This is a genomic window from Nonomuraea composti, assembly GCF_012034275.1.
Taxonomy (GTDB): domain Bacteria; phylum Actinomycetota; class Actinomycetes; order Streptosporangiales; family Streptosporangiaceae; genus Nonomuraea; species Nonomuraea composti.
In genome coordinates this window covers 14,771-32,325 of record NZ_JAATEP010000086.1, presented here as the reverse complement: position 1 = coordinate 32,325, position 17,555 = coordinate 14,771, and the positions used below count along the sequence as shown (strand labels likewise).

Sequence of the window (17,555 nt, the reverse complement as noted above, 5' to 3'; positions counted from 1 at the left end):
TCATCCGCATCCAAGCCCTTCCGGGCCCCGATGCGCGAGGCGCACATTTCGTACCCCTTCAGACTACCAGATCCGGACGATTCTTGTCAAACCGCCCGATCCGGGAGCTTCCGGACTCGCCTCTCTTCGAGGCAACCCTGCTAACTTACTCCAACTTTCGGCTCTTGTCCAACCGCGCGGCTGGAGCCACCCGAAAGTCGGGGTTTGTTCATCGGGATGTCGGGGCCGATTGGCCCCGCGTTGAAAACTGTAGCAGCCTCGAAGAGGTGGAAGGTCCATCTTCGGTAACGAATGGACCTTCCCCTCGTGCGCAGGGTTCAAACACCCAGGGCCGCGAGCTGCGCTTCCAGGCGCTCGATGTCGGCGGCCGCCTGCTCGGCCCGCCCCCTGACCTTGGCCACCACGTCTTGCGGCGCCTTGGCCATGAACTGCTCGTTGCCCAGCTTGGCCGCCACCTGGGCGGCCTCCTTGCGCGCGGCGGCGAGGTCCTTCTCCAGCCGCTTGCGCTCGGCGGCGACGTCGATGGCGCCCGCGGTGTCGATCTCCACGGTCACCGCCCCCACCGAGAGCCGCGCCGTCGCGTTGAACGACTCGGACGGGTCGGTCAGCCGCAGCAGCGAGCGGATCGCCGTCTCCTGGCCGGCCAGCGGCGTGCCGCTCAGCCCGAGCCGCGCCGCCACCTTCTGGCCTGGCTTGAGCCCCTGGTCCGAGCGGAACCTGCGGACCTCCGTCACCAGCTCCTGCAACGCCTCGATCTCCGCCTCGGCGGCGGAATCGCTGTAACGCTCGTCGCGCACCGGCCACGGGGCCACGACGACCGACTCGCCGCCCGTGACGGCCCGCCACAGCTCCTCGGTCACGAACGGCACCAGCGGGTGCAGCAGCCGCAGCAACGCGTCGAGGACGTGGCCGAGCACCAGCCTCGTGTGCTCCAGGCCCTCGCCGAGCTGGATCTTGGCCAGCTCCAGGTACCAGTCGCAGACCTCGTCCCACGCGAAGTGGTAGAGCAGATCGGAGGCCTTGGCGAACTCGAACTCCTCGAAGGCCGCATCGGCCGCCTCGATCACCGACTGCAGGCGTGACAGGATCCACCGATCGGCCGCCGTCAGCTCGGCGCCGTCGAGCGAGCCGACGGCGGCGCCGTTCATGAGCGCGAAGCGGGTGGCGTTCCAGATCTTGTTGCAGAAGTTGCGGGATCCGGCCGCCCACTCCTCGCTCACCGCGACGTCGGCTCCCGGGTTGGCGCCGCGCAGCAGGGTGAAGCGGGTGGCGTCGGCGCCGAAGCGGTCGACCCAGTCGAGCGGGTCGACGACGTTGCCGAACGACTTCGACATCTTCTTGCCGTACTGGTCGCGGACCATGCCGTGCAGCGCGACGACCCGGAACGGCGGCTCGCCGTCCATGGCGTACAGGCCGAACATCATCATCCTGGCGACCCAGAAGAACAGGATGTCGTAGCCGGTGACCAGCACGGACGTCGGGTAGAAGCGCTCCAGCTCGTCGGTGCGGTCGGGCCAGCCCAGCGTCGAGAACGGCCACAGCCCGGAGGAGAACCACGTGTCGAGCACGTCGCTGTCCTGGGTGTAGCCGGCGGGCGGCTCCTCGTCGGGGCCCACGCACACGACCTCGCCGCCGGGGCCGTACCAGACCGGGATGCGATGCCCCCACCAGAGCTGGCGGGAGATGCACCAGTCGTGCATGTCGTCGACCCAGTCGAAGTAGCGCTTGGCCAGCTCCGGCGGGTGGATGCGGGTGCGGCCGTCGCGCACGGCGTCGCCGGCGGCCTTGGCCAGCGGCGCGACGTTGACGAACCACTGCAGCGACAGCCTCGGCTCCACCACCGTCTTGCAGCGCGAGCAGTGGCCGACGGAGTGCACGTAGGGGCGCTTCTCCGCGACGATGCGGCCTTCGGCGCGCAGCGCGGCGACGACGGCGGGCCGCGCCTCGAAGCGGTCGAGCCCCTCGAACGGGCCGTGCGCGGTGATGACGCCGCGCTCGTCCATGACGGTCAGCGACGGCAGCGAGTGCCGCCGCCCGATCTCGAAGTCGTTGGGGTCGTGGGCGGGCGTCACCTTGACCGCGCCGGTGCCGAACGCCGGATCGACGTGCTCGTCGGCGACGACCGGGATCATGCGGCCGGTGAGCGGCACCTCGACCATGGTGCCGACCAGGTGCGCGTAGCGCTCGTCGGAGGGGTGCACGGCCACGGCGGTGTCGCCGAGCATGGTCTCGGCGCGCGTGGTGGCCACCACGATCTCGTCGGAGTAGCGGATCGAGACGAGCTCGCCTTCGTCCTCGCTGTGCTCCACCTCGATGTCGGACAGGGCCGTCAGGCAGCGCGGGCACCAGTTGATGATGCGCTCGGCGCGGTAGATGAGCCCGTCGTCGAACAGCTTCTTGAAGATGGTCTGGACGGCACGCGACAGCCCGGGGTCCATCGTGAACCGCTCGCGCGACCAGTCGACGCCGTCGCCGAGCTTGCGCATCTGGCCGAGGATCCGGCCGCCGGACTCCTCCTTCCACTCCCAGACGCGCTCGACGAACGCCTCGCGGCCCAGGTCGTGGCGGGACTTGCCCTGCTTGGCCAGCTCGCGCTCGACGACGTTCTGGGTGGCGATGCCGGCGTGGTCCATGCCGGGCAGCCACAGCGTCTCGCGCCCCAGCATGCGGGCGCGGCGGGTGAGCGCGTCCTGGATGGAGTGGTCGAGCGCGTGCCCGATGTGCAGGACGCCCGTCACGTTGGGCGGCGGGAGGACGATGCTGTACGGCTCGCGCGAGCTGCCCGGGTCGGCGCGGAAGTAGCCTTCGGACACCCAGCGCTCGTAGCTGCGGGTCTCGACGTCGGCCGGTGTGTATTGGGTAGGCAGCTCTGGCGTTGTCACAGCACCCAATTCTAGGGAGGCGGGCAAGCGGAACGCCCCATGGTTTCCACCACGGGGCGTTCGGGTGCGATCAAAGCCTGCTCAGGCCGACTTCTCCTGCGGCGTGTGCTGCTGCTTGGCGGCGAGCTGGTCGCGCGGGACGAGCGTCGGGATCGCGTGCTCCAGCACCGACTCGCGGGTGATGACCACGCGGGCGACGTCTTGCCTGGAGGGCACTTCGTACATGACGGACTGCAGCACCTCCTCCAGGATCGCGCGCAGGCCGCGGGCGCCGGTGCCGCGCAGGATCGCCTGGTCGGCGATGGCCTCCAGGGCGCCGTCGGTGAACTCCAGCTCCACGCCGTCGAGCTCGAGCAGCTTGCGGTACTGCTTGACCAGCGCGTTGCGCGGCTCGGTGAGGATCTGGATGAGCGCCTCGCGGTCGAGGTTGTGCACCGAGGTGATGACCGGCAGCCGGCCCACGAACTCGGGGATCATGCCGAACTTCAGCAGGTCTTCGGGCATGACGTCGCCGAAGATGTCGGCGGTGTCGATCTCTTCCTTCGACCGGATGATGGCGTTGAAGCCGATGCCCTTCTTGCCGATGCGCGACTCGATGATCTTTTCCAGACCGGCGAACGCGCCACCGCAGATGAACAGCACGTTGGTGGTGTCGATCTGGATGAACTCCTGGTGCGGGTGCTTGCGGCCGCCCTGCGGAGGAACCGACGCGGTGGTGCCCTCCAGGATCTTCAGCAGCGCCTGCTGCACGCCCTCACCCGAGACGTCGCGCGTGATCGACGGGTTTTCGCTCTTGCGGGCGATCTTGTCGACCTCGTCGATGTAGATGATGCCGGTCTCGGCCTTCTTGACGTCGTAGTCGGCCGCCTGAATGAGCTTGAGCAGGATGTTCTCGACATCCTCGCCGACGTAGCCGGCCTCGGTCAGCGCCGTGGCGTCGGCGATGGCGAAGGGTACGTTGAGCATCTTCGCCAGGGTCTGCGCCAGCAGCGTCTTGCCCGACCCGGTGGGCCCGAGCAGCAAGATGTTGCTCTTGGCCAGCTCGAGAACGTCGTCTCTGCCCCGGTCGCCCGACTGCACCCGCTTGTAGTGGTTGTAGACCGCCACCGAGAGGGCCTTCTTCGCCTTGTCCTGACCGATGACGTAGGCGTCGAGGAACTCGTAGATCTCTCTCGGCTTGGGCAGGTTGTCCCACTTGAGCTCGGAGGACTCCGTGAGCTCCTCCTCGATGATCTCGTTGCAGAGATCGATGCACTCATCGCAGATGTAGACGCCTGGACCGGCAATGAGCTTCTTGACTTGCTTCTGGCTCTTTCCACAGAAAGAGCACTTCAGCAGGTCTCCCCCGTCGCCGATGCGTGCCACCCCAGATACTCCTTTGCGTGGGACCGCCCTGCTCCCGAGAGCAGTGTCTCCGGACATCCTCCGGACTAGGCCGAACCGCTCAGGTTTCGACGTTACCGTCTTCTGGGCCCTCAGTGAGCCCCCTAGCGGCGAGTCGCACCGGAACGTGCCCTATTGGGCAGCGCTCCGGTGCGTCACGTCTCGTCTAGGAAGCCACGGCCTGGGCTCGCTTCTTCCTGGACGGGATGATGTCGTCGATCAGACCATACGCCTTCGCCTCGTCCGCGTTGAGAATTTTGTCGCGTTCGATGTCCTTGCGAACTTCGGCGGAGGACTTGCCCGTGTGCCGGGCCACGATGTCCTCCAGCAGCGTGCGCATGCGGAGGATCTCGCGGGCCTGGATCTCGATGTCGCTGCCCTGGCCGCCACCCTCGGTGGACGGCTGGTGGATCAGCACCCGGGCGTTGGGCAGCGCGAACCGCTTGCCCGGGGTGCCGCCGGCCAGCAGCACGGCCGCGGCGGACGCGGCCTGGCCGAGGCAGACGGTCTGGATCTCCGGCCGGACGAACTGCATCGTGTCGTAGATCGCCGTCATGGCCGTGAAGGAGCCACCCGGCGAGTTGATGTAGATGCTGATGTCACGGTCGGGGTCGAGCGACTCCAGCGTGAGCAGCTGGGCCATCACGTCGTTGGCCGACGCGTCGTCGATCTGCACCCCGAGGAAGATGATCCGGTCCTCGAAGAGCTTGTTGTACGGGTTCATCTCCTTCACGCCGTAAGACGTGCGCTCGACGAAGGAGGGGAGAACGTAACGGCTCTGAATGTTCATGTCAGCTCCCCCTAGGAAACCGGGCCCGCGGAGGGCACCTGACGCGCGCTGCGCACCACGTGGTCGATGAAGCCGTAGTCCTTGGCCTCCTCGGCCGTGAACCAGCGGTCACGGTCGGAGTCGGCCTCGATCTGGTCGAGCGGCTGCCCCGTGTGGAAGGCGATGCGCTCGGCCAGCGTCTTCTTCACGTAGAGCATCTGCTCGGCCTGGATGGCGATGTCGGCGGCGGTGCCACCGATGCCACCCGACGGCTGGTGCATCATCACCCGGGCGTGCGGCAGAGCGTAGCGCTTGCCCCGCGCCCCCGCGGTGAGCAGGAACTGCCCCATGGAGGCGGCCATGCCCATCACCACGGTGGAGACGTCGTTAGGCACGTATTCCATCATGTCGTAAATCGCCATGCCCGCACTCACCGAGCCACCCGGCGAGTTGATGTAGAGCGTGATGTCGCGCTCGGGGTCGTCGGCCGCGAGCAGGAGCAGCTCCGCGCAGATGCGGTTGGCGATCTCGTCGTTGACCTCCTGCCCGAGCACGATGATGCGCTCGCGGAGCAGGCGCTGGTAAAGCTGGTCCTCAAGCCGGAAGGCGGAGCCGTTCTCACGGCCTCGAGACTCAGGCTGATAGAAGGTCGGCGGGCTGGTCACAGCGTCACCTTCCGATGCGTCGTAATCGATTGGCTTTGCTTGTGACCTTAACGCGCGCCGCCCACAGGTCATGCCCGGTCCCCCGGACTGTTCGCTGACGGCGCAGGTTCGGGGAGGCCGCCTCCTGTGGCCCTTCGCGGCTTCATGCGGCTTTCGTCCGGGTTCCCGCTCGCGGGGCGTCCGCCGGGCGGCTTCCCGTACCCCCCTCGGGGAGCCCTCAGAGGGCGCCTCCGGGTGTCGCGTACGCGCGGGTCCCGCACGAGGGCGCCGGACGGCTGCGGGAGCGGCAGCGGGCCTCTGAGCGCCCCGGAGCCCCTGGACCTCGCGGGCGGGTCACATTTCCCTCCCGAGGACGGCATATTTCCGGCCCGCCACCAAAAGCGGAAGCCCCCGGACCGTCAGGTCCGGGGGCTTCCCTCACTCCTGTGGCGTCAGGCCTCGGCCTTGTCCTCGGCGGGCTTGGCCTCGGCACCGGCGTCGCCCTCGGCGGCGGAATCGTCCTCGGCGACCGGCTCACCGTTGATCTCGGTGTAGATGGCCTTGAGGTCGACCTCGTTGCCGTCGGTGTCGACGACCTTGGCGGCGTCGCCCAGGACGGACTTGGCCTTGTCGCGCACGATCTCGACCATGGCCAGCGTGAGCTGGTCGTTGTCGGCGAGGTGCTTGGCCAGCTCGTTGGGCTGCACGCCCATCTCCATGGCGCGGCGGACCACGAAGTTGGTCAGCTCCTGCTCGGAGACGCCCAGCTCCTCGGCCTTGACGATCTTGTCGAGCACGAAGCCGACCTTGATCGCGCGGGCGGAGTTCTTCTCGAACTCCTCGAAGCGCTCCTCCTCCGTCGTCTGGTAGAGACGGAAGAAGGCGTCACGGCTGAGGCCGCTCTCGGCCACCTGGTGGTCGAGGTTGTGCTTGCGGGCGTCGACCTCGGCCTTGAGCGCGCTGTCGGGCAGCGGAATGTCGATCTTCTCGAGCAGCGCGTCGAGGGCCTTCTCGCGGGCCTGGACGACCTGGTCGATGAGCTTGTTGCGGCGGGCCTGCTCGCGGATGCTGTTCTTCAGCTCGTCGAGGGTGTCGAACTCGCTGGCGAGCTGGGCGAACTCGTCGTCGAGCTCGGGCAGCACCTTCTCCTTGACCGACTTGACGTTGATGATGACGTCGGCTTCCTCGCCGGCGTTCTCGCCACCGACCAGCTCGGTCTTGAAGCGCTTCTCCTCGCCCGCGGACATGCCCTCGAGGGCGTCGTCGAGGCCCTGCAGCACGGAGCCGGCGCCCACCTCGTAGGACACCTCGTTGGCCTGCTGCTCCTCGATGTTCTTGCCGTCGATCTCGGCGCGCAGGTCCATCACGACGAAGTCGCCCTTGGCCGCGGCGCGCTCCACGCCGGTGAGTGTGGCGAAACGCTGGCGCAGCGCGTCGAGCTGCGCGTTCACGTCTTCGTCGGAGACCTCGGCGGAGTCGACCGTGACCTCGATGCCCTGGTAGTCGGGGACCTCGAAGTTGGGGCGGATGTCGACCTCGGCGGTGAACTCGATCTGCTCACCGTCGTCGATCTTCGTGACCTCGATGTCAGGCTGGCTGACGGGGAAGACGTCCGCCTCGTCGACGGCCTGGCCGTAAAGCTTGGGCACCGCGTCGTTGAGGGTCTCCTCCAGCACTACCGCCCGGCCGAAGCGCTGTTCGATGATGCGGGCCGGAACCTTGCCAGGCCGGAACCCGGGGACGCGCACCTGCTGCGCGACCTTCTTGTACGCCGCATCCATGCTCGGGCGCAGCTCGTCGAACGGCACCTCGACAGTGAGCTTGACCCGGGTCGGGCTGAGCTCCTCGACAGCGGTCTTCACGGAATGGTCTCCTTGATCAAGCTACGAGTGATCGCGGGCGCGTCCAATCGGTACGGCTCGCGCGCCGCGCCCACATGAGCGGTGTTGGGCATGCTCCGCAACGGCGGCATCCAACGCCGATGGCCAGTCTAGGGCAGATGCACACCCAACCACGACGCCGCCGCGGTCAGAACTCCTCCGCGATCGTCCTCAGCAGCTCGATCGTCTCATCCGGGGTCGTGCTCACGGCGCACAGCCGCTCCATCACCTCGGTGTATCGGTCCACGTCCTCACGCTTGTCCAGGTAGAGCGCGCTGGCGAGCTGCTCCACGTACACGACGTCGGGCAGGTCGCTGTCGGGGAAGCGCAGGATGCTGAACGCCCCGCCCTCCGCGCTGTGCCCGCCGAAGCTGAACGGCATGATCTGGATCGTGATGTTCGGCTGGCGCATCAGGTCGATGAGGTGCTCGATCTGCGCCCTCATCACCTCGGCCCCGCCGATGGGCCGCCTGAGCGCGGCCTCGTCGATCACGGCCCAGAAGACCGGCCCGTCAGGCCTGTCGAACATCCGCTGGCGCTCCAGCCGGAGATCCACCCTGCGGGCGATCTCCTCCGCCCCGATGCCCGCCGCTCCGGCGGTCACCACGGCCCTTGCGTACTCCTTGGTCTGCAGGAGTCCTGGCACGAACTGGACTTCGTAGGTCCTGATCCTGGCGGCGGCCTCTTCAAGGCCGACGTACGCCTGGAACCACGTGGGCAGGACATCGTTGAACCGGTGCCACCAGCCCGGCTCGTTGGCGGTGGCGACCAGGTCGAGTACGGCGGAGCGAGCCTGCTGATCCACGACCCCGTAAAGGGTCAGCAGGTCCGCCACGTCCCGTTCCTTGAACCCCACTCGGCCGAGTTCCATCCGGCTGATCTTGGACTCCGACCCCCTGATGAGGTGGCCGGCCTCCTCACGAGTGACGTTCTTCGCTTCCCTGAGCTTGCGCAGCTGGGAGCCCAGGAGGATGCGCAGCGCCGTCGGCCCGGAACCCGGCTGGTTCTGCGTCACTTTGCCTCCTATCAAGGTCCGCACACACAGTGACACCACATTGCCGGGTATGACAAGGTCTCAACCTCGTGTCCGGATTCGGAGATTTATCCCCAAAACGTCGCTTGCTGCTGCACATTGCAGCTGCACGTGCATTTGGGTCTTGCAGGTGCCGCGTTCGTGACCCATGATGGCTTAGTGCATATTGGGCCAAACATGCACTAACCAAGGCTGAACGGGGAGGTATCGGCGGCATGGTGGGAGACCCTCTGGCCACTGCCGATTGCCTGCAGATCACCCGCGAGGTGGGCTTCGACCACCTCCTGACGGGTGGCAAGCCGTACACGACCTCGTGCCCCTTGCCCTTTCAGGCCGACTCGGTGAAGACCGCCAGGGACGTCACCCGCAGGACACTGCGCGGCTGGGGGCTGCACGACCTCAGCGACGACGCCGCTCTCGTGGTCTCCGAGCTGGTCACGAACGCGGTCAGGTACGCGATGTACGCGGCGGGCCGCAGGGAGATCGAGCTGCTGCTGATGCGGGTCGCACCCCACGTGCTGCTCGCCGTGGCCGACCCCAGCGACGAGGTGCCGCGCCCCAAGGAGCCCGACTTCGTCTCCGAGAACGGGCGCGGGCTCTACATCGTCGAGACCTACAGCCAGTGCTGGGGCTGGGACCCGCTGGCCCGCGGCGGCAAGGCCGTCTGGGCGCTGTTCCGCGCCGACGACTAGCCGCCTCCCTTTACTCGCCCGTCACGCCGTCGATGCGCTCGCGCAGCAGGTCGGCGTGACCGTTGTGGCGGGCGTACTCCTCGATCATGTGGACGAGGATCCACCGGTGCGTGCAGTTCTGCCCGTTACGGTCGCCCACCGCGTCCAGCGGCTTGGCCGCCGAGATCGCGCGGGCCAGCCTGATCTCCTCCTCCCACGTGTCGAACGCCTCCTTCGCCGAAGCGGTGTCCACCTCGTTGAAGTCGGCGTCGTTGTCGCGGTCCTTGTCCCACAGCTTCGGCAGGTCCTCGCCGTTGAGCACCTTGCGGAACCACGACCGCTCCACGTGCGCCATGTGCCGGACCAGGCCCAGCAGCGACAGCGGTGACGGCGGCGCGGAGCGCTCGCGCAGCTGCTCCTCCGACAGGCCGGCGCACTTCACCGCCAGGGTGCCGCGGTGCCATTCGAGCCAGTTGTTCAGCATCGTCCGCTCGTCGCCGTCGAAGGGCGGAGGGGTTCTCGTGTCCGTCACGAGCCCCGACCCTATCCCCCGCCCGTCCGCTCCCGTTGCAGCAGCAGGTACGCCGCCTCCCGTACGGTGTCGTCCCTGACGTTGGCCACGAACTCCTCCGGCGTGCTCCCGCACAGGCGGCGCAGCGCGGCGGAGCCGTCCAGAAGAGAGCGGATGAGCTCCGGCTGGGACGTCAGGCGGCGCGGGCGGCCGTCCCCCGGTGCCGCGACGCAGCCGTGCCGGCCCTCGTACACGAAGGGCGGCGGAAGAGGCGTGCCGTCCTCCAGCGTGACCGCGCTGGTCAGCGGGCGCCTGCGGTAGTTGGGCTCGGTGAGGTCGAGGGCGGCGAGCTGGCGCTCGTCGAGCCAGAGCACGAACAGCCTCGACGCCTCGCCCTGCGTCTCGATCGGCGCGGCCGGCACGTAGCCCCACCTGCTCACGTGCGCGGACACGCCCGGCGCGACCCCCGGCACCTCGGCGAGCGTCATCGGGACGACCGCGCGTACCCCATGATCGCGGAACTTTCTGCGGAGCTGACTGGGAGCGGCGTTCGAGCCGACCGCGACCACGCGGTGGCGGGCGTCCAGCGGCGCCTGACCCGCCGACGCCAGCAGGGCGGCGATCGCCGCCCCGCCCGCCCGCCACTCCCGCGGCACGTACGCGTCGTCCATCAGGACCCCCGAGCCGGGCGGGATCCGGCCCGGGTACGTGAGCGGAGCGGCCACGGGGTCGTCGGCGAACAGATCCATCCGTACAGGATGCACCTCGGATGGACAGCGGCGCGCTTCCCAGGGCAGGCTGTAAGGCATGGCCACCCAACCTGACCAGCGCCTACGCGAGCTCACCCTGTTGCGCCGCGTGCGCGACAGGATCGACCGCGACTACGCGCAGCCGCTGGACGTGGAGGCGCTCGCGCGCGGCGTGCACCTCTCCGCGGGGCACCTGAGCCGGCTCTTCCGCGCCGCCTACGGCGAATCGCCCTACAGCTACCTCATGACCCGCCGCATCGAACGCGCCATGACGCTCCTGCGGCGCGGCGACATGTCCGTCACCGAGGTCTGCTTCGCCGTCGGCTGCTCGTCCCTCGGCACCTTCAGCACCCGCTTCTCCGAGCTGGTCGGCATGTCCCCCAGCACCTACCGCCGCCTGGCCGCCCGCGACGGCGCCGGCATCCCCAGCTGCGTCGCCAAGCAGATCATGCGGCCCAGCAGGCACCAGGAGACGCTGCCCGCCGACGCCCGCCTATCGTGAGCCTATGAGCGTCATCATTCACCACACGTTCCTGCCCGCGGACGACCCGGACAAGTCGCTCGCCTTCTACCGCGACGCGCTCGGCTTCGAGGTACGCAACGACGTCGGCTACGGCGGCATGCGGTGGATCACCATCGGCCCGCCCGACCAGCCGCAGACCTCGATCGTCCTCTACCCGCCGGGCGCCGACCCCGCCATCACCGACGCCGAGCGCCGCACGATCGCCGAGCTGATGGCCAAGGGCACCTACGCCAGCATCGTCCTCGGCGCCTCCGACCTGGAGGACACGTTCGAACGGCTGCGTGCCGGCGGGGCCGAGGTCGTGCAGGAGCCCCTCGACCAGCCGTACGGCGTGCGCGACTGCGCCTTCCGCGACCCGGCCGGCAACATGGTGCGCATCAACCAGCTCACCTGACGCGTCATCAGTGGCAACGCAGGTCGAACCCGGGGTCCTGGCCCCAGTGGAAGAACTCCACGACGACGCTCTTGAACCCGTCCCGGTACCCGTACGGGCTGACGTACGCCCTGCCGGACAGCTCGGCGCCGGCGACCCCCTCGACCTTCGCGGATGCGTAGGAGGCCGCGATCTCGGCATCGGGCAGCCTCGTCCGCACGATCATGCGGACCAGGAAGTCGCAATGGTTGCCGTTGCCCGCCTGGAGACCTACCGAGCCCTGCACGCCCGCGCTGACGTCACGCTCCGTACCCGGCGGGAGCTCCAGCATGCTCACCCGCTCCTCCAGCCCGGCCAGCTTCCCGTCGTTGACCCATTGCGGGACCTTGATCACCACGAGGGCGGCGAGGATCACCAGACACAGGACAAACGGCCACCTGCTCCGCCGCCTCGCTAAACCCTCCGGGGCCGCCTCCATCAGGACCATGCCATCCTCCACGCGCGCTCGTCGGCCGATCTCCATTCTGCTCGGCCTCGCCGCCGCGCGGGGCAGGCCCGGTCGCCGCATGTGGCACGTTAAGGAGCTCAGACCGACTGAAAGGCGGCGGGATGCGCACGTACGGGACCGAAGCCTCTGCCGGCCGCAAGGCGGGACCCTGGCCACCTGTCGCGGCGAACCTCGGGCTCGGCATCCCCGCGATCGTGCCGCTCTACCTGGCGTGGTGGCTCCTGACCGAGTACCTGCCGATGGACTGCAGAAGCGTCGCGGACCTCGCCGAACCCGGCCTGGCGAACTGCGGCTACCACACCCTGGACCACGCCCCGATCGTCATGCTCGCCCTGGCGGTGACCGGCCTGCTCGGGTTGGCGGCGGTGGTGGCGGTCGACGTCGTCCTCCCGCTCAGGCACGGCCTGCGCCTGTCCTGGTGGCTCGGCGCCACCGTACTCATCCCGGTGCCGTTCCTCGTGGGCCTGGCTCTGTCCTGACGCCCTCGAGCCGGCCTCTGATCGCCATGCAGCCATGCTTCCCCGCCAGGGAACTTGCGGCCGGACCCCTCGACCGGAGGAGGGCATGGGAGTCCCCGTGCCTGGTTCGACTGGAGCTGACCCTCTGGGGGCTTAGTCACTCGGCTGGTCACTCAGATGGCCACCTCCGGATCGGAAGTGGCCATCGAGCTGGTCGGGGCGACAGGATTTGAACCTGCGACTTCTTGCTCCCAAAGCAAGCGCGCTGCCAAGCTGCGCCACGCCCCGTCTCGCCGAGTGCGCATGCGCTCCGGGACTCCGGTACGCTTACGCCCTGACGACCGGATGAAGTCTAGACCAGAGTTCGACCGGTTCGCGCGGACGTAGCTCAATGGTAGAGCCCTAGTCTTCCAAACTAGCTACGCGGGTTCGATTCCCGTCGTCCGCTCCAGCAGGGCCGAGGGCCAGGTCATCCCCGTGATGGGGAGCCTGGCCCGAGGTTTTTCCAGGCGTCCAGGGTGGCCTCGGCGAGAGCCTTCATGCGGTGTCCGTATGTCTCGTGGCCGTCGAGGATGAAGCCGCCCTCGCCGTACGGGAGGTCGCAGAAGCTGGCGCGGAAGCGGGCGGGAGGGCCGCCGGCGGGCAGCGGGGCGTACGGGTCCAGGGGGCTCATGTCGTAGGCGGCGCGGGAGCGGTGGTTGTTGCGGGCCACCTGGTGGTCGCGGAGGCGTTGTACCGCGTCGATGCCCTGGTCGAGGTAGAACTGCAGCCAGCGGTACTGGCTGTCGAGGTACTTCTCGTGGCCGCGTGAGGGGTGCTGGAGGAGGTACACGCAGACCACGACGGCGTGCCACTTGTACATGTCGGGGTCGAGCTGTTCCTCGGCGAGGATCGTGTTGTAGTAGTCGGCGCACTCGCCGAGCGGCCCCGCCGGCGCGCCGCAGTCGCAATGAGCAGCCATGGCGGGTCACCCTAGCGACGTGGTGGTGCGGACGTCCAAGGCATTTCGGGCGCTCCCCAGCCGGGGTCGAAGCCTTCCGCGCGCTCGTAAGCTGTGATCGATGCGTGTGCGACCGATCTCCCGTGAGGCTCTCGTCGAGGAGCTGGCCGAGCTGGTCTCCGCCCGTCCCGCAAGTGCGTGGGTGCGGGTGGCGGTGGACGGGGCGCCGCCCGCGCGGCCGGGTGCGCTGGCGGACGCGCTGGTCGCGCCCCTGCGGTTGCGGGGCCGGCCCGTGGTGCGGGTGTCGGCGGGCGACTTCCTGCGACCCGCCTCGCTGCGGCTGGAGTACGGCAGGACCGATCCCGACGCCTTCTACGACGACTGGCTCGACGTCAAGGCGTTGCGCAGGGAGGTGCTGGATCCGCTGGAGCCGGGCGGGTCGGGGCGGGTGCTGCCGGCGTTGTGGGACAGCGGGATCGACCGGGCGTACCGGATGCCGTACACCGAATTGGCGCCTGGCGGGGTTGTGCTCGTGGACGGGGCGCTGCTGCTGGGGCGGGGGCTGGCGTTCGACGTGAGCGTGCACGTGTGGCTGTCGCCGGGGGCGCTGGAACGGGGGACGCCCGAGGGTGAGCGGTGGACATTGCCCGCCTACGGGCGGTACGAGCGGGAGGCGCGGCCCCAGGAGGTGGCCGACGTCGTGGTGCGGGCCGACCATCCGGACCGGCCGGCCGTCCTGCTCCGCTGACCATCGGGAACGAGTGGTCAGCCGGGCGCGGGCGGCGCAGACTGAAGCGATGATGCCCAGCCACTGGTACAACATCGTCCCCGACCTCCCCGCCCCGCCTCCTCCGCCGCTGCATCCGGCCACACGGCGGCCGGTGGGGCCCGACGACCTGGCGCCGCTGTTCCCCATGGAGCTCATCGGGCAGGAGGTCAGCGGCGAGCGGTACGTCCCGATCCCCGAGGAGGTGCTGGACGTCTACCGGCTGTGGCGGCCGACGCCGCTGATCCGGGCCCGCCGGCTGGAGCGGTCGCTGGGCACCCCGGCCAGGATCTACTACAAGTACGAGGGCGGCTCCCCCGCCGGCTCGCACAAGCCGAACACGGCGGTGCCGCAGGCGTACTACAACGCGCGCGAGGGCGTGCGGCTGCTGACGACCGAGACGGGCGCGGGCCAGTGGGGTTCGGCGCTGGCGTTCGCGTGCGCGCAGTTCGGCCTGGAGTGCCGGATCTGGATGGTACGGGCCTCCTACGATCAAAAGCCCTACCGTCACGCCCTCATGCGCGTGTACGGCGCGACGGTGCACGCGAGCCCGTCACCGGTGACGAGCGCGGGCGGCAAGGTGCTGGCGGCGGATCCCGGCTCGCCCGGCAGCCTGGGCATCGCGATCAGCGAGGCGGTGGAGGTGGCGGCGGCGACGTCCGACGCCAGGTACGCGCTCGGCTCGGTGCTCAACCACGTGCTGCTGCACCAGACGGTGATCGGCGAGGAGGCGCTGGCCCAGCTCCCGGAGCCGCCCGACGTGGTCATCGGCTGCACCGGTGGCGGCTCGAACTTCGCCGGCCTGGCCTTCCCGTTCCTGCGGGAGAAGCTGGCGGGGCGCTCGCGGACGGTGTTCCGTGCGGTGGAGCCGGCGGCCTGCCCGTCGTTCACGGGCGGCACGTACGCCTACGACTTCGGTGACACGGCCGGGTTCACGCCGCTGCTCAAGATGCACACGCTGGGGCACTCGTTCGTGCCGGACCCGATCCACGCGGGCGGCCTGCGCTATCACGGCATGTCGCCGCTGCTGTCGCACATGTACGAGCTGGGCCTGTTCGAGGCGGTCACCCGCAGCCAGAACGAGTGTTTCGAGGCCGGTGTCCGCTTCGCCAGGACGGAGGGCATCCTGCCGGCGCCGGAGCCGACGCACGCGCTGGCGGAGACGATCGCCGAGGCGCTGCGCTGCAAGGAGAGCGGCGAGGAGAAGGTGATCCTGACCGCGTTGTGCGGTCATGGTCATTTCGACCTGGGTGCTTACGAGCGGTATCTGGCGGGTGAGCTGGAGGACTACACGCTGCCTCGGGAGCGCATTCAGCAGGCGCTCTCCGAGTTGCCGTCCTGAGTGCGAGGGTGGCCGCTCGCGGGCGGGCGGCCACCCGACGGCGTCATCGTGCTGTGGGGCGCTTGCCGTGGTTGGCCTTCTTCTTCTTGCGTGCCTTGCCCTTGCGTGCGCGCCTGGCCATGAGCTCGCCTCCGGTGTGCCTGCGGCTGATCGGTGAGCCCTCACCGTCTCCCGCCGCGCTGACCAGCGCAAGCGTTCCGCCGTAACTAACATTCCCCAACAATTCCGTGTCATAATTTGGTGGAATCTGTTGGAAGGAGCGGGCGTGCTCGCACAGCAGCGTCAGCAGGCGATTCTCGAACGCGTGCGCAGCAACGGCGGCGTCCGGGTGGCCGATCTCGTCCGCGAGCTCGGCGTCTCCGACATGACCATCCGCCGCGACCTCGAGGTGCTGGCCGAGCGCGGGCTGCTGGAGAAGGTGCACGGCGGCGCGACCGCGCTCGGCCCGGGCTCCACGGAGGAGCCGGGCTTCACCGCCAAGTCCGCCCGCCAGCAGCCGGAGAAGGAGGCCATCGCGCGGCACGCGGCCACGCTCGTCCGCCCCGGCACGGCCGTGGCGCTGTCGGCGGGCACCACCACGTGGGCGCTGGCCCGTCACCTGATCGGCGTGCCCGAGCTGACCGTGATCACCAATTCGATCCCGGTCGCCGACGTCTTCCACCGCAACCCGCGCGCCGACCGCACGGTCGTGCTGACCGGCGGCGTACGCACGCCGTCCGACGCCCTGGTGGGCCCGGTCGCCGTGGCCGCGATCCGCCGCCTGCACGTGGACACGCTCTTCCTGGGCGTGCACGGCATGAGCGTGCGCGCCGGGTTCACCACGCCCAACCTGCTGGAGTCCGAGACCGACAGGGAGCTGGTGGCGGCCGCGACCCGGCTGGTCGTCCCGGCCGACCACACGAAGTGGAACACCGTCGGCATCAGCACCATCGCCGAGCTGAGCGAGGCCGACGTGGTCATCAGCGACGCGGGGCTGCCGCAGGACGCACGCACCGAGCTGGCCGAACGGGCCGGCGAACTGATCATCGCGGAGGCCTCCTCTTGAAGCGCACCATCACCCATCTGGCCGACGGCCGGGAGCTGATCTACTTCGACCGGTGTGACGACGCCGACCGGAGCGCGATCGACCGGCGGGCCCTGGAGCCGCGCCCGGTGGCCTCGGAGCTGCGTTACGACCCGCTGACGGAGGAGTGGATCGCGATCGCCGGGCACCGGCAGACGCGTACGTTCCTGCCGACCGGCGGCACGGCCGAGTGCCCGCTGTGCCCGTCGTCGGAGACGCGCTCGTCGGAGATCCCGTCCTATGACTACGACGTGGTGGTGTTCGAGAACCGTTTCCCGTCCTTCTCCACCAATTTCGGCACTTATGAGGATCCGGGCGGGCTGAGCGAGGTGCGTCCGGCGGCGGGCAGGTGCGAGGTGGTGTGCTTCACCTCCGACCACGACTCCTCCTTCTCCAAGCTGTCCGACTCCCAGGTGGAGCTGGTCATGGAGGCGTGGGCCGACCGCACGGCGGAGCTGTCCCAGATCGAGGGCGTGGAGCAGGTGTTCTGCTTCGAGAACCGGGGGGCGGAGATCGGCATCACGCTCGCGCATCCGCACGGGCAGATCTACGCCTACCCGTACGTCACGCCCAGGACGAAGCTGCAGCTCGGCGCCGCGCGGCGGTACACGAAGGGGAACCTGTTCGCCGACGTGCTGGCCGCCGAGCGGGAGGCCGGGGTGCGGGTGGTGGCCGCCAACGAGCTGTGGACGGCGTTCGTGCCGGCCGCCGCGCGCTGGCCGTTCGAGGTGCACGTGTATCCGCACCGGCAGGTGCCGGACCTGGCGGCGCTGACGGAGGCGGAGCGGGCGGCGTTCGCGCCGCTCTACACCTCGGTGCTGCGGGCGTTCGACGGGTTGTTCGGCGTGGTGATGCCGTACATCGCGGCCTGGCACCAGGCGCCGGTGCGGGTCGACAGGGAGCTGGGCTACCTGCATCTGGAGCTGTTCAGCATCAGGCGGGCGGCGAACAAGCTCAAGTACCTGGCGGGCTCGGAGTCGGCAATGGGGGCGTTCGTGAACGACGTGCTGCCGGAGGAGGCGGCGCGGCTGATTCGATCACAGATAGATCACTAATAGAT

General features: G+C 69.0%; 19 protein-coding genes and 2 tRNA genes. 9 read left to right on the top strand and 12 right to left on the bottom strand.

Features of this window, described 5'->3' with window-relative positions; all coding sequences use genetic code 11:
* Nucleotides 1-317: 317 nt before the first annotated feature.
* The 6 genes from HCN51_RS54245 to HCN51_RS54220 form a co-directional block, all read right to left on the bottom strand.
* Complete coding sequence (locus HCN51_RS54245) at nucleotides 318-2,891, bottom strand: valine--tRNA ligase (protein ID WP_206069016.1); 2,574 nt, start codon at nucleotides 2,889-2,891, stop codon at nucleotides 318-320.
* A gap of 72 nt (nucleotides 2,892-2,963) precedes the next feature.
* Nucleotides 2,964-4,247 (bottom strand): ATP-dependent Clp protease ATP-binding subunit ClpX, encoded by a 1,284-nt coding sequence (gene clpX / locus HCN51_RS54240; RefSeq protein ID WP_080046147.1) that lies wholly within the window; start codon nucleotides 4,245-4,247, stop codon nucleotides 2,964-2,966.
* Between the two features lie 184 nt (nucleotides 4,248-4,431).
* Nucleotides 4,432-5,055 carry an ATP-dependent Clp protease proteolytic subunit gene (locus tag HCN51_RS54235; protein ID WP_080046146.1) on the bottom strand — a complete coding sequence of 208 codons (624 nt, stop codon included), beginning with the start codon at nucleotides 5,053-5,055 and terminating at the stop codon, nucleotides 4,432-4,434.
* Nucleotides 5,056-5,066: 11 nt separating this feature from the next.
* The gene (locus tag HCN51_RS54230; RefSeq protein WP_080046145.1) at nucleotides 5,067-5,699 is read right to left on the bottom strand and encodes a ClpP family protease; all 633 of its coding nucleotides are present in this window, start codon (nucleotides 5,697-5,699) and stop codon (nucleotides 5,067-5,069) included.
* Between the two features lie 431 nt (nucleotides 5,700-6,130).
* A complete protein-coding gene (gene tig, locus HCN51_RS54225) occupies nucleotides 6,131-7,540 on the bottom strand; it encodes a trigger factor (RefSeq protein WP_168021626.1) in 1,410 nt (469 codons plus the stop codon).
* Between the two features lie 166 nt (nucleotides 7,541-7,706).
* Nucleotides 7,707-8,573: a helix-turn-helix domain-containing protein gene (locus tag HCN51_RS54220; RefSeq protein WP_080046143.1), complete on the bottom strand. Its 867-nt coding sequence runs from the start codon at nucleotides 8,571-8,573 to the stop codon at nucleotides 7,707-7,709.
* 233 nt (nucleotides 8,574-8,806) lie between these two features.
* On the opposite strand from HCN51_RS54220, the gene HCN51_RS54215 reads away from it, so the two are divergent.
* On the top strand, nucleotides 8,807-9,283 hold the full coding sequence (locus HCN51_RS54215; RefSeq protein WP_168021625.1) for an ATP-binding protein: 477 nt from the start codon (nucleotides 8,807-8,809) through the stop codon (nucleotides 9,281-9,283).
* A gap of 10 nt (nucleotides 9,284-9,293) precedes the next feature.
* Here HCN51_RS54215 and HCN51_RS54210 read toward each other — a convergent pair whose 3' ends face one another.
* The gene (locus tag HCN51_RS54210; RefSeq protein WP_346434155.1) at nucleotides 9,294-9,794 is read right to left on the bottom strand and encodes a DinB family protein; all 501 of its coding nucleotides are present in this window, start codon (nucleotides 9,792-9,794) and stop codon (nucleotides 9,294-9,296) included.
* Between the two features lie 11 nt (nucleotides 9,795-9,805).
* The gene (locus HCN51_RS54205; protein ID WP_168021624.1) at nucleotides 9,806-10,522 is read right to left on the bottom strand and encodes a hypothetical protein; all 717 of its coding nucleotides are present in this window, start codon (nucleotides 10,520-10,522) and stop codon (nucleotides 9,806-9,808) included.
* Nucleotides 10,523-10,580: 58 nt separating this feature from the next.
* Here HCN51_RS54205 and HCN51_RS54200 point away from each other — a divergent pair, with 58 nt between their 5' ends.
* Nucleotides 10,581-11,024 (top strand): helix-turn-helix transcriptional regulator, encoded by a 444-nt coding sequence (locus HCN51_RS54200; protein ID WP_080046140.1) that lies wholly within the window; start codon nucleotides 10,581-10,583, stop codon nucleotides 11,022-11,024.
* 4 nt (nucleotides 11,025-11,028) lie between these two features.
* Nucleotides 11,029-11,439, top strand: coding sequence for a VOC family protein (locus HCN51_RS54195; RefSeq protein ID WP_168021623.1), 411 nt, complete (start codon nucleotides 11,029-11,031; stop codon nucleotides 11,437-11,439).
* A 7-nt stretch (nucleotides 11,440-11,446) separates the two neighbouring features.
* Here HCN51_RS54195 and HCN51_RS54190 read toward each other — a convergent pair whose 3' ends face one another.
* Nucleotides 11,447-11,833, bottom strand: coding sequence for a hypothetical protein (locus tag HCN51_RS54190; RefSeq protein WP_168021622.1), 387 nt, complete (start codon nucleotides 11,831-11,833; stop codon nucleotides 11,447-11,449).
* 194 nt (nucleotides 11,834-12,027) lie between these two features.
* Here HCN51_RS54190 and HCN51_RS54185 point away from each other — a divergent pair, with 194 nt between their 5' ends.
* Complete coding sequence (locus HCN51_RS54185) at nucleotides 12,028-12,405, top strand: hypothetical protein (protein WP_168021621.1); 378 nt, start codon at nucleotides 12,028-12,030, stop codon at nucleotides 12,403-12,405.
* 190 nt (nucleotides 12,406-12,595) lie between these two features.
* On the opposite strand, the gene HCN51_RS54180 is transcribed toward HCN51_RS54185, so the two are convergent.
* Nucleotides 12,596-12,672 (bottom strand) — tRNA-Pro (locus HCN51_RS54180).
* Between the two features lie 89 nt (nucleotides 12,673-12,761).
* On the opposite strand from HCN51_RS54180, the gene HCN51_RS54175 reads away from it, so the two are divergent.
* Nucleotides 12,762-12,835, top strand: a tRNA-Gly gene (locus HCN51_RS54175).
* Between the two features lie 18 nt (nucleotides 12,836-12,853).
* On the opposite strand, the gene HCN51_RS54170 is transcribed toward HCN51_RS54175, so the two are convergent.
* A complete protein-coding gene (locus HCN51_RS54170) occupies nucleotides 12,854-13,345 on the bottom strand; it encodes a DUF5946 family protein (RefSeq protein WP_168021620.1) in 492 nt (163 codons plus the stop codon).
* A gap of 100 nt (nucleotides 13,346-13,445) precedes the next feature.
* Between HCN51_RS54170 and HCN51_RS54165 the strand changes: the two genes are divergently transcribed.
* Nucleotides 13,446-14,072 carry a nucleoside/nucleotide kinase family protein gene (locus HCN51_RS54165; protein ID WP_168021619.1) on the top strand — a complete coding sequence of 209 codons (627 nt, stop codon included), beginning with the start codon at nucleotides 13,446-13,448 and terminating at the stop codon, nucleotides 14,070-14,072.
* Nucleotides 13,954-15,432: a TrpB-like pyridoxal phosphate-dependent enzyme gene (locus tag HCN51_RS54160; protein WP_428981586.1), complete on the top strand. Its 1,479-nt coding sequence runs from the start codon at nucleotides 13,954-13,956 to the stop codon at nucleotides 15,430-15,432. The genes HCN51_RS54165 and HCN51_RS54160 overlap by 119 nt, the downstream gene beginning before the upstream one ends.
* 43 nt (nucleotides 15,433-15,475) lie before the next feature.
* Here the strand turns inward: HCN51_RS54160 and HCN51_RS63245 are convergent, their stop codons facing one another.
* Nucleotides 15,476-15,553: a 50S ribosomal protein bL37 gene (locus HCN51_RS63245; protein WP_371252575.1), complete on the bottom strand. Its 78-nt coding sequence runs from the start codon at nucleotides 15,551-15,553 to the stop codon at nucleotides 15,476-15,478.
* 144 nt (nucleotides 15,554-15,697) lie between these two features.
* Between HCN51_RS63245 and HCN51_RS54155 the strand changes: the two genes are divergently transcribed.
* Together HCN51_RS54155 and galT are read left to right on the top strand one after the other, a co-directional pair.
* On the top strand, nucleotides 15,698-16,477 hold the full coding sequence (locus HCN51_RS54155; protein ID WP_080046132.1) for a DeoR/GlpR family DNA-binding transcription regulator: 780 nt from the start codon (nucleotides 15,698-15,700) through the stop codon (nucleotides 16,475-16,477).
* Nucleotides 16,474-17,550: a galactose-1-phosphate uridylyltransferase gene (gene galT / locus HCN51_RS54150; protein ID WP_168021617.1), complete on the top strand. Its 1,077-nt coding sequence runs from the start codon at nucleotides 16,474-16,476 to the stop codon at nucleotides 17,548-17,550. The genes HCN51_RS54155 and galT overlap by 4 nt, the downstream gene beginning before the upstream one ends.
* Nucleotides 17,551-17,555 lie beyond the last annotated feature (5 nt).

Bases quoted from the DNA above. Each gene is read 5' to 3' on its own strand.
- HCN51_RS54205 (WP_168021624.1), bottom strand. From the start codon at position 10,522: ATGGATCTGTTCGCCGACGACCCCGTGGCCGCTCCGCTCACGTACCCG.
- HCN51_RS54195 (WP_168021623.1), top strand. From the start codon at position 11,029: ATGAGCGTCATCATTCACCACACGTTCCTGCCCGCGGACGACCCGGAC.
- HCN51_RS54170 (WP_168021620.1), bottom strand. From the start codon at position 13,345: ATGGCTGCTCATTGCGACTGCGGCGCGCCGGCGGGGCCGCTCGGCGAG.
- HCN51_RS54200 (WP_080046140.1), top strand. From the start codon at position 10,581: ATGGCCACCCAACCTGACCAGCGCCTACGCGAGCTCACCCTGTTGCGC.
- HCN51_RS54215 (WP_168021625.1), top strand. From the start codon at position 8,807: ATGGTGGGAGACCCTCTGGCCACTGCCGATTGCCTGCAGATCACCCGC.
- HCN51_RS54165 (WP_168021619.1), top strand. From the start codon at position 13,446: ATGCGTGTGCGACCGATCTCCCGTGAGGCTCTCGTCGAGGAGCTGGCC.
- HCN51_RS63245 (WP_371252575.1), bottom strand. From the start codon at position 15,553: ATGGCCAGGCGCGCACGCAAGGGCAAGGCACGCAAGAAGAAGAAGGCC.
- HCN51_RS54185 (WP_168021621.1), top strand. From the start codon at position 12,028: ATGCGCACGTACGGGACCGAAGCCTCTGCCGGCCGCAAGGCGGGACCC.
- HCN51_RS54235 (WP_080046146.1), bottom strand. From the start codon at position 5,055: ATGAACATTCAGAGCCGTTACGTTCTCCCCTCCTTCGTCGAGCGCACG.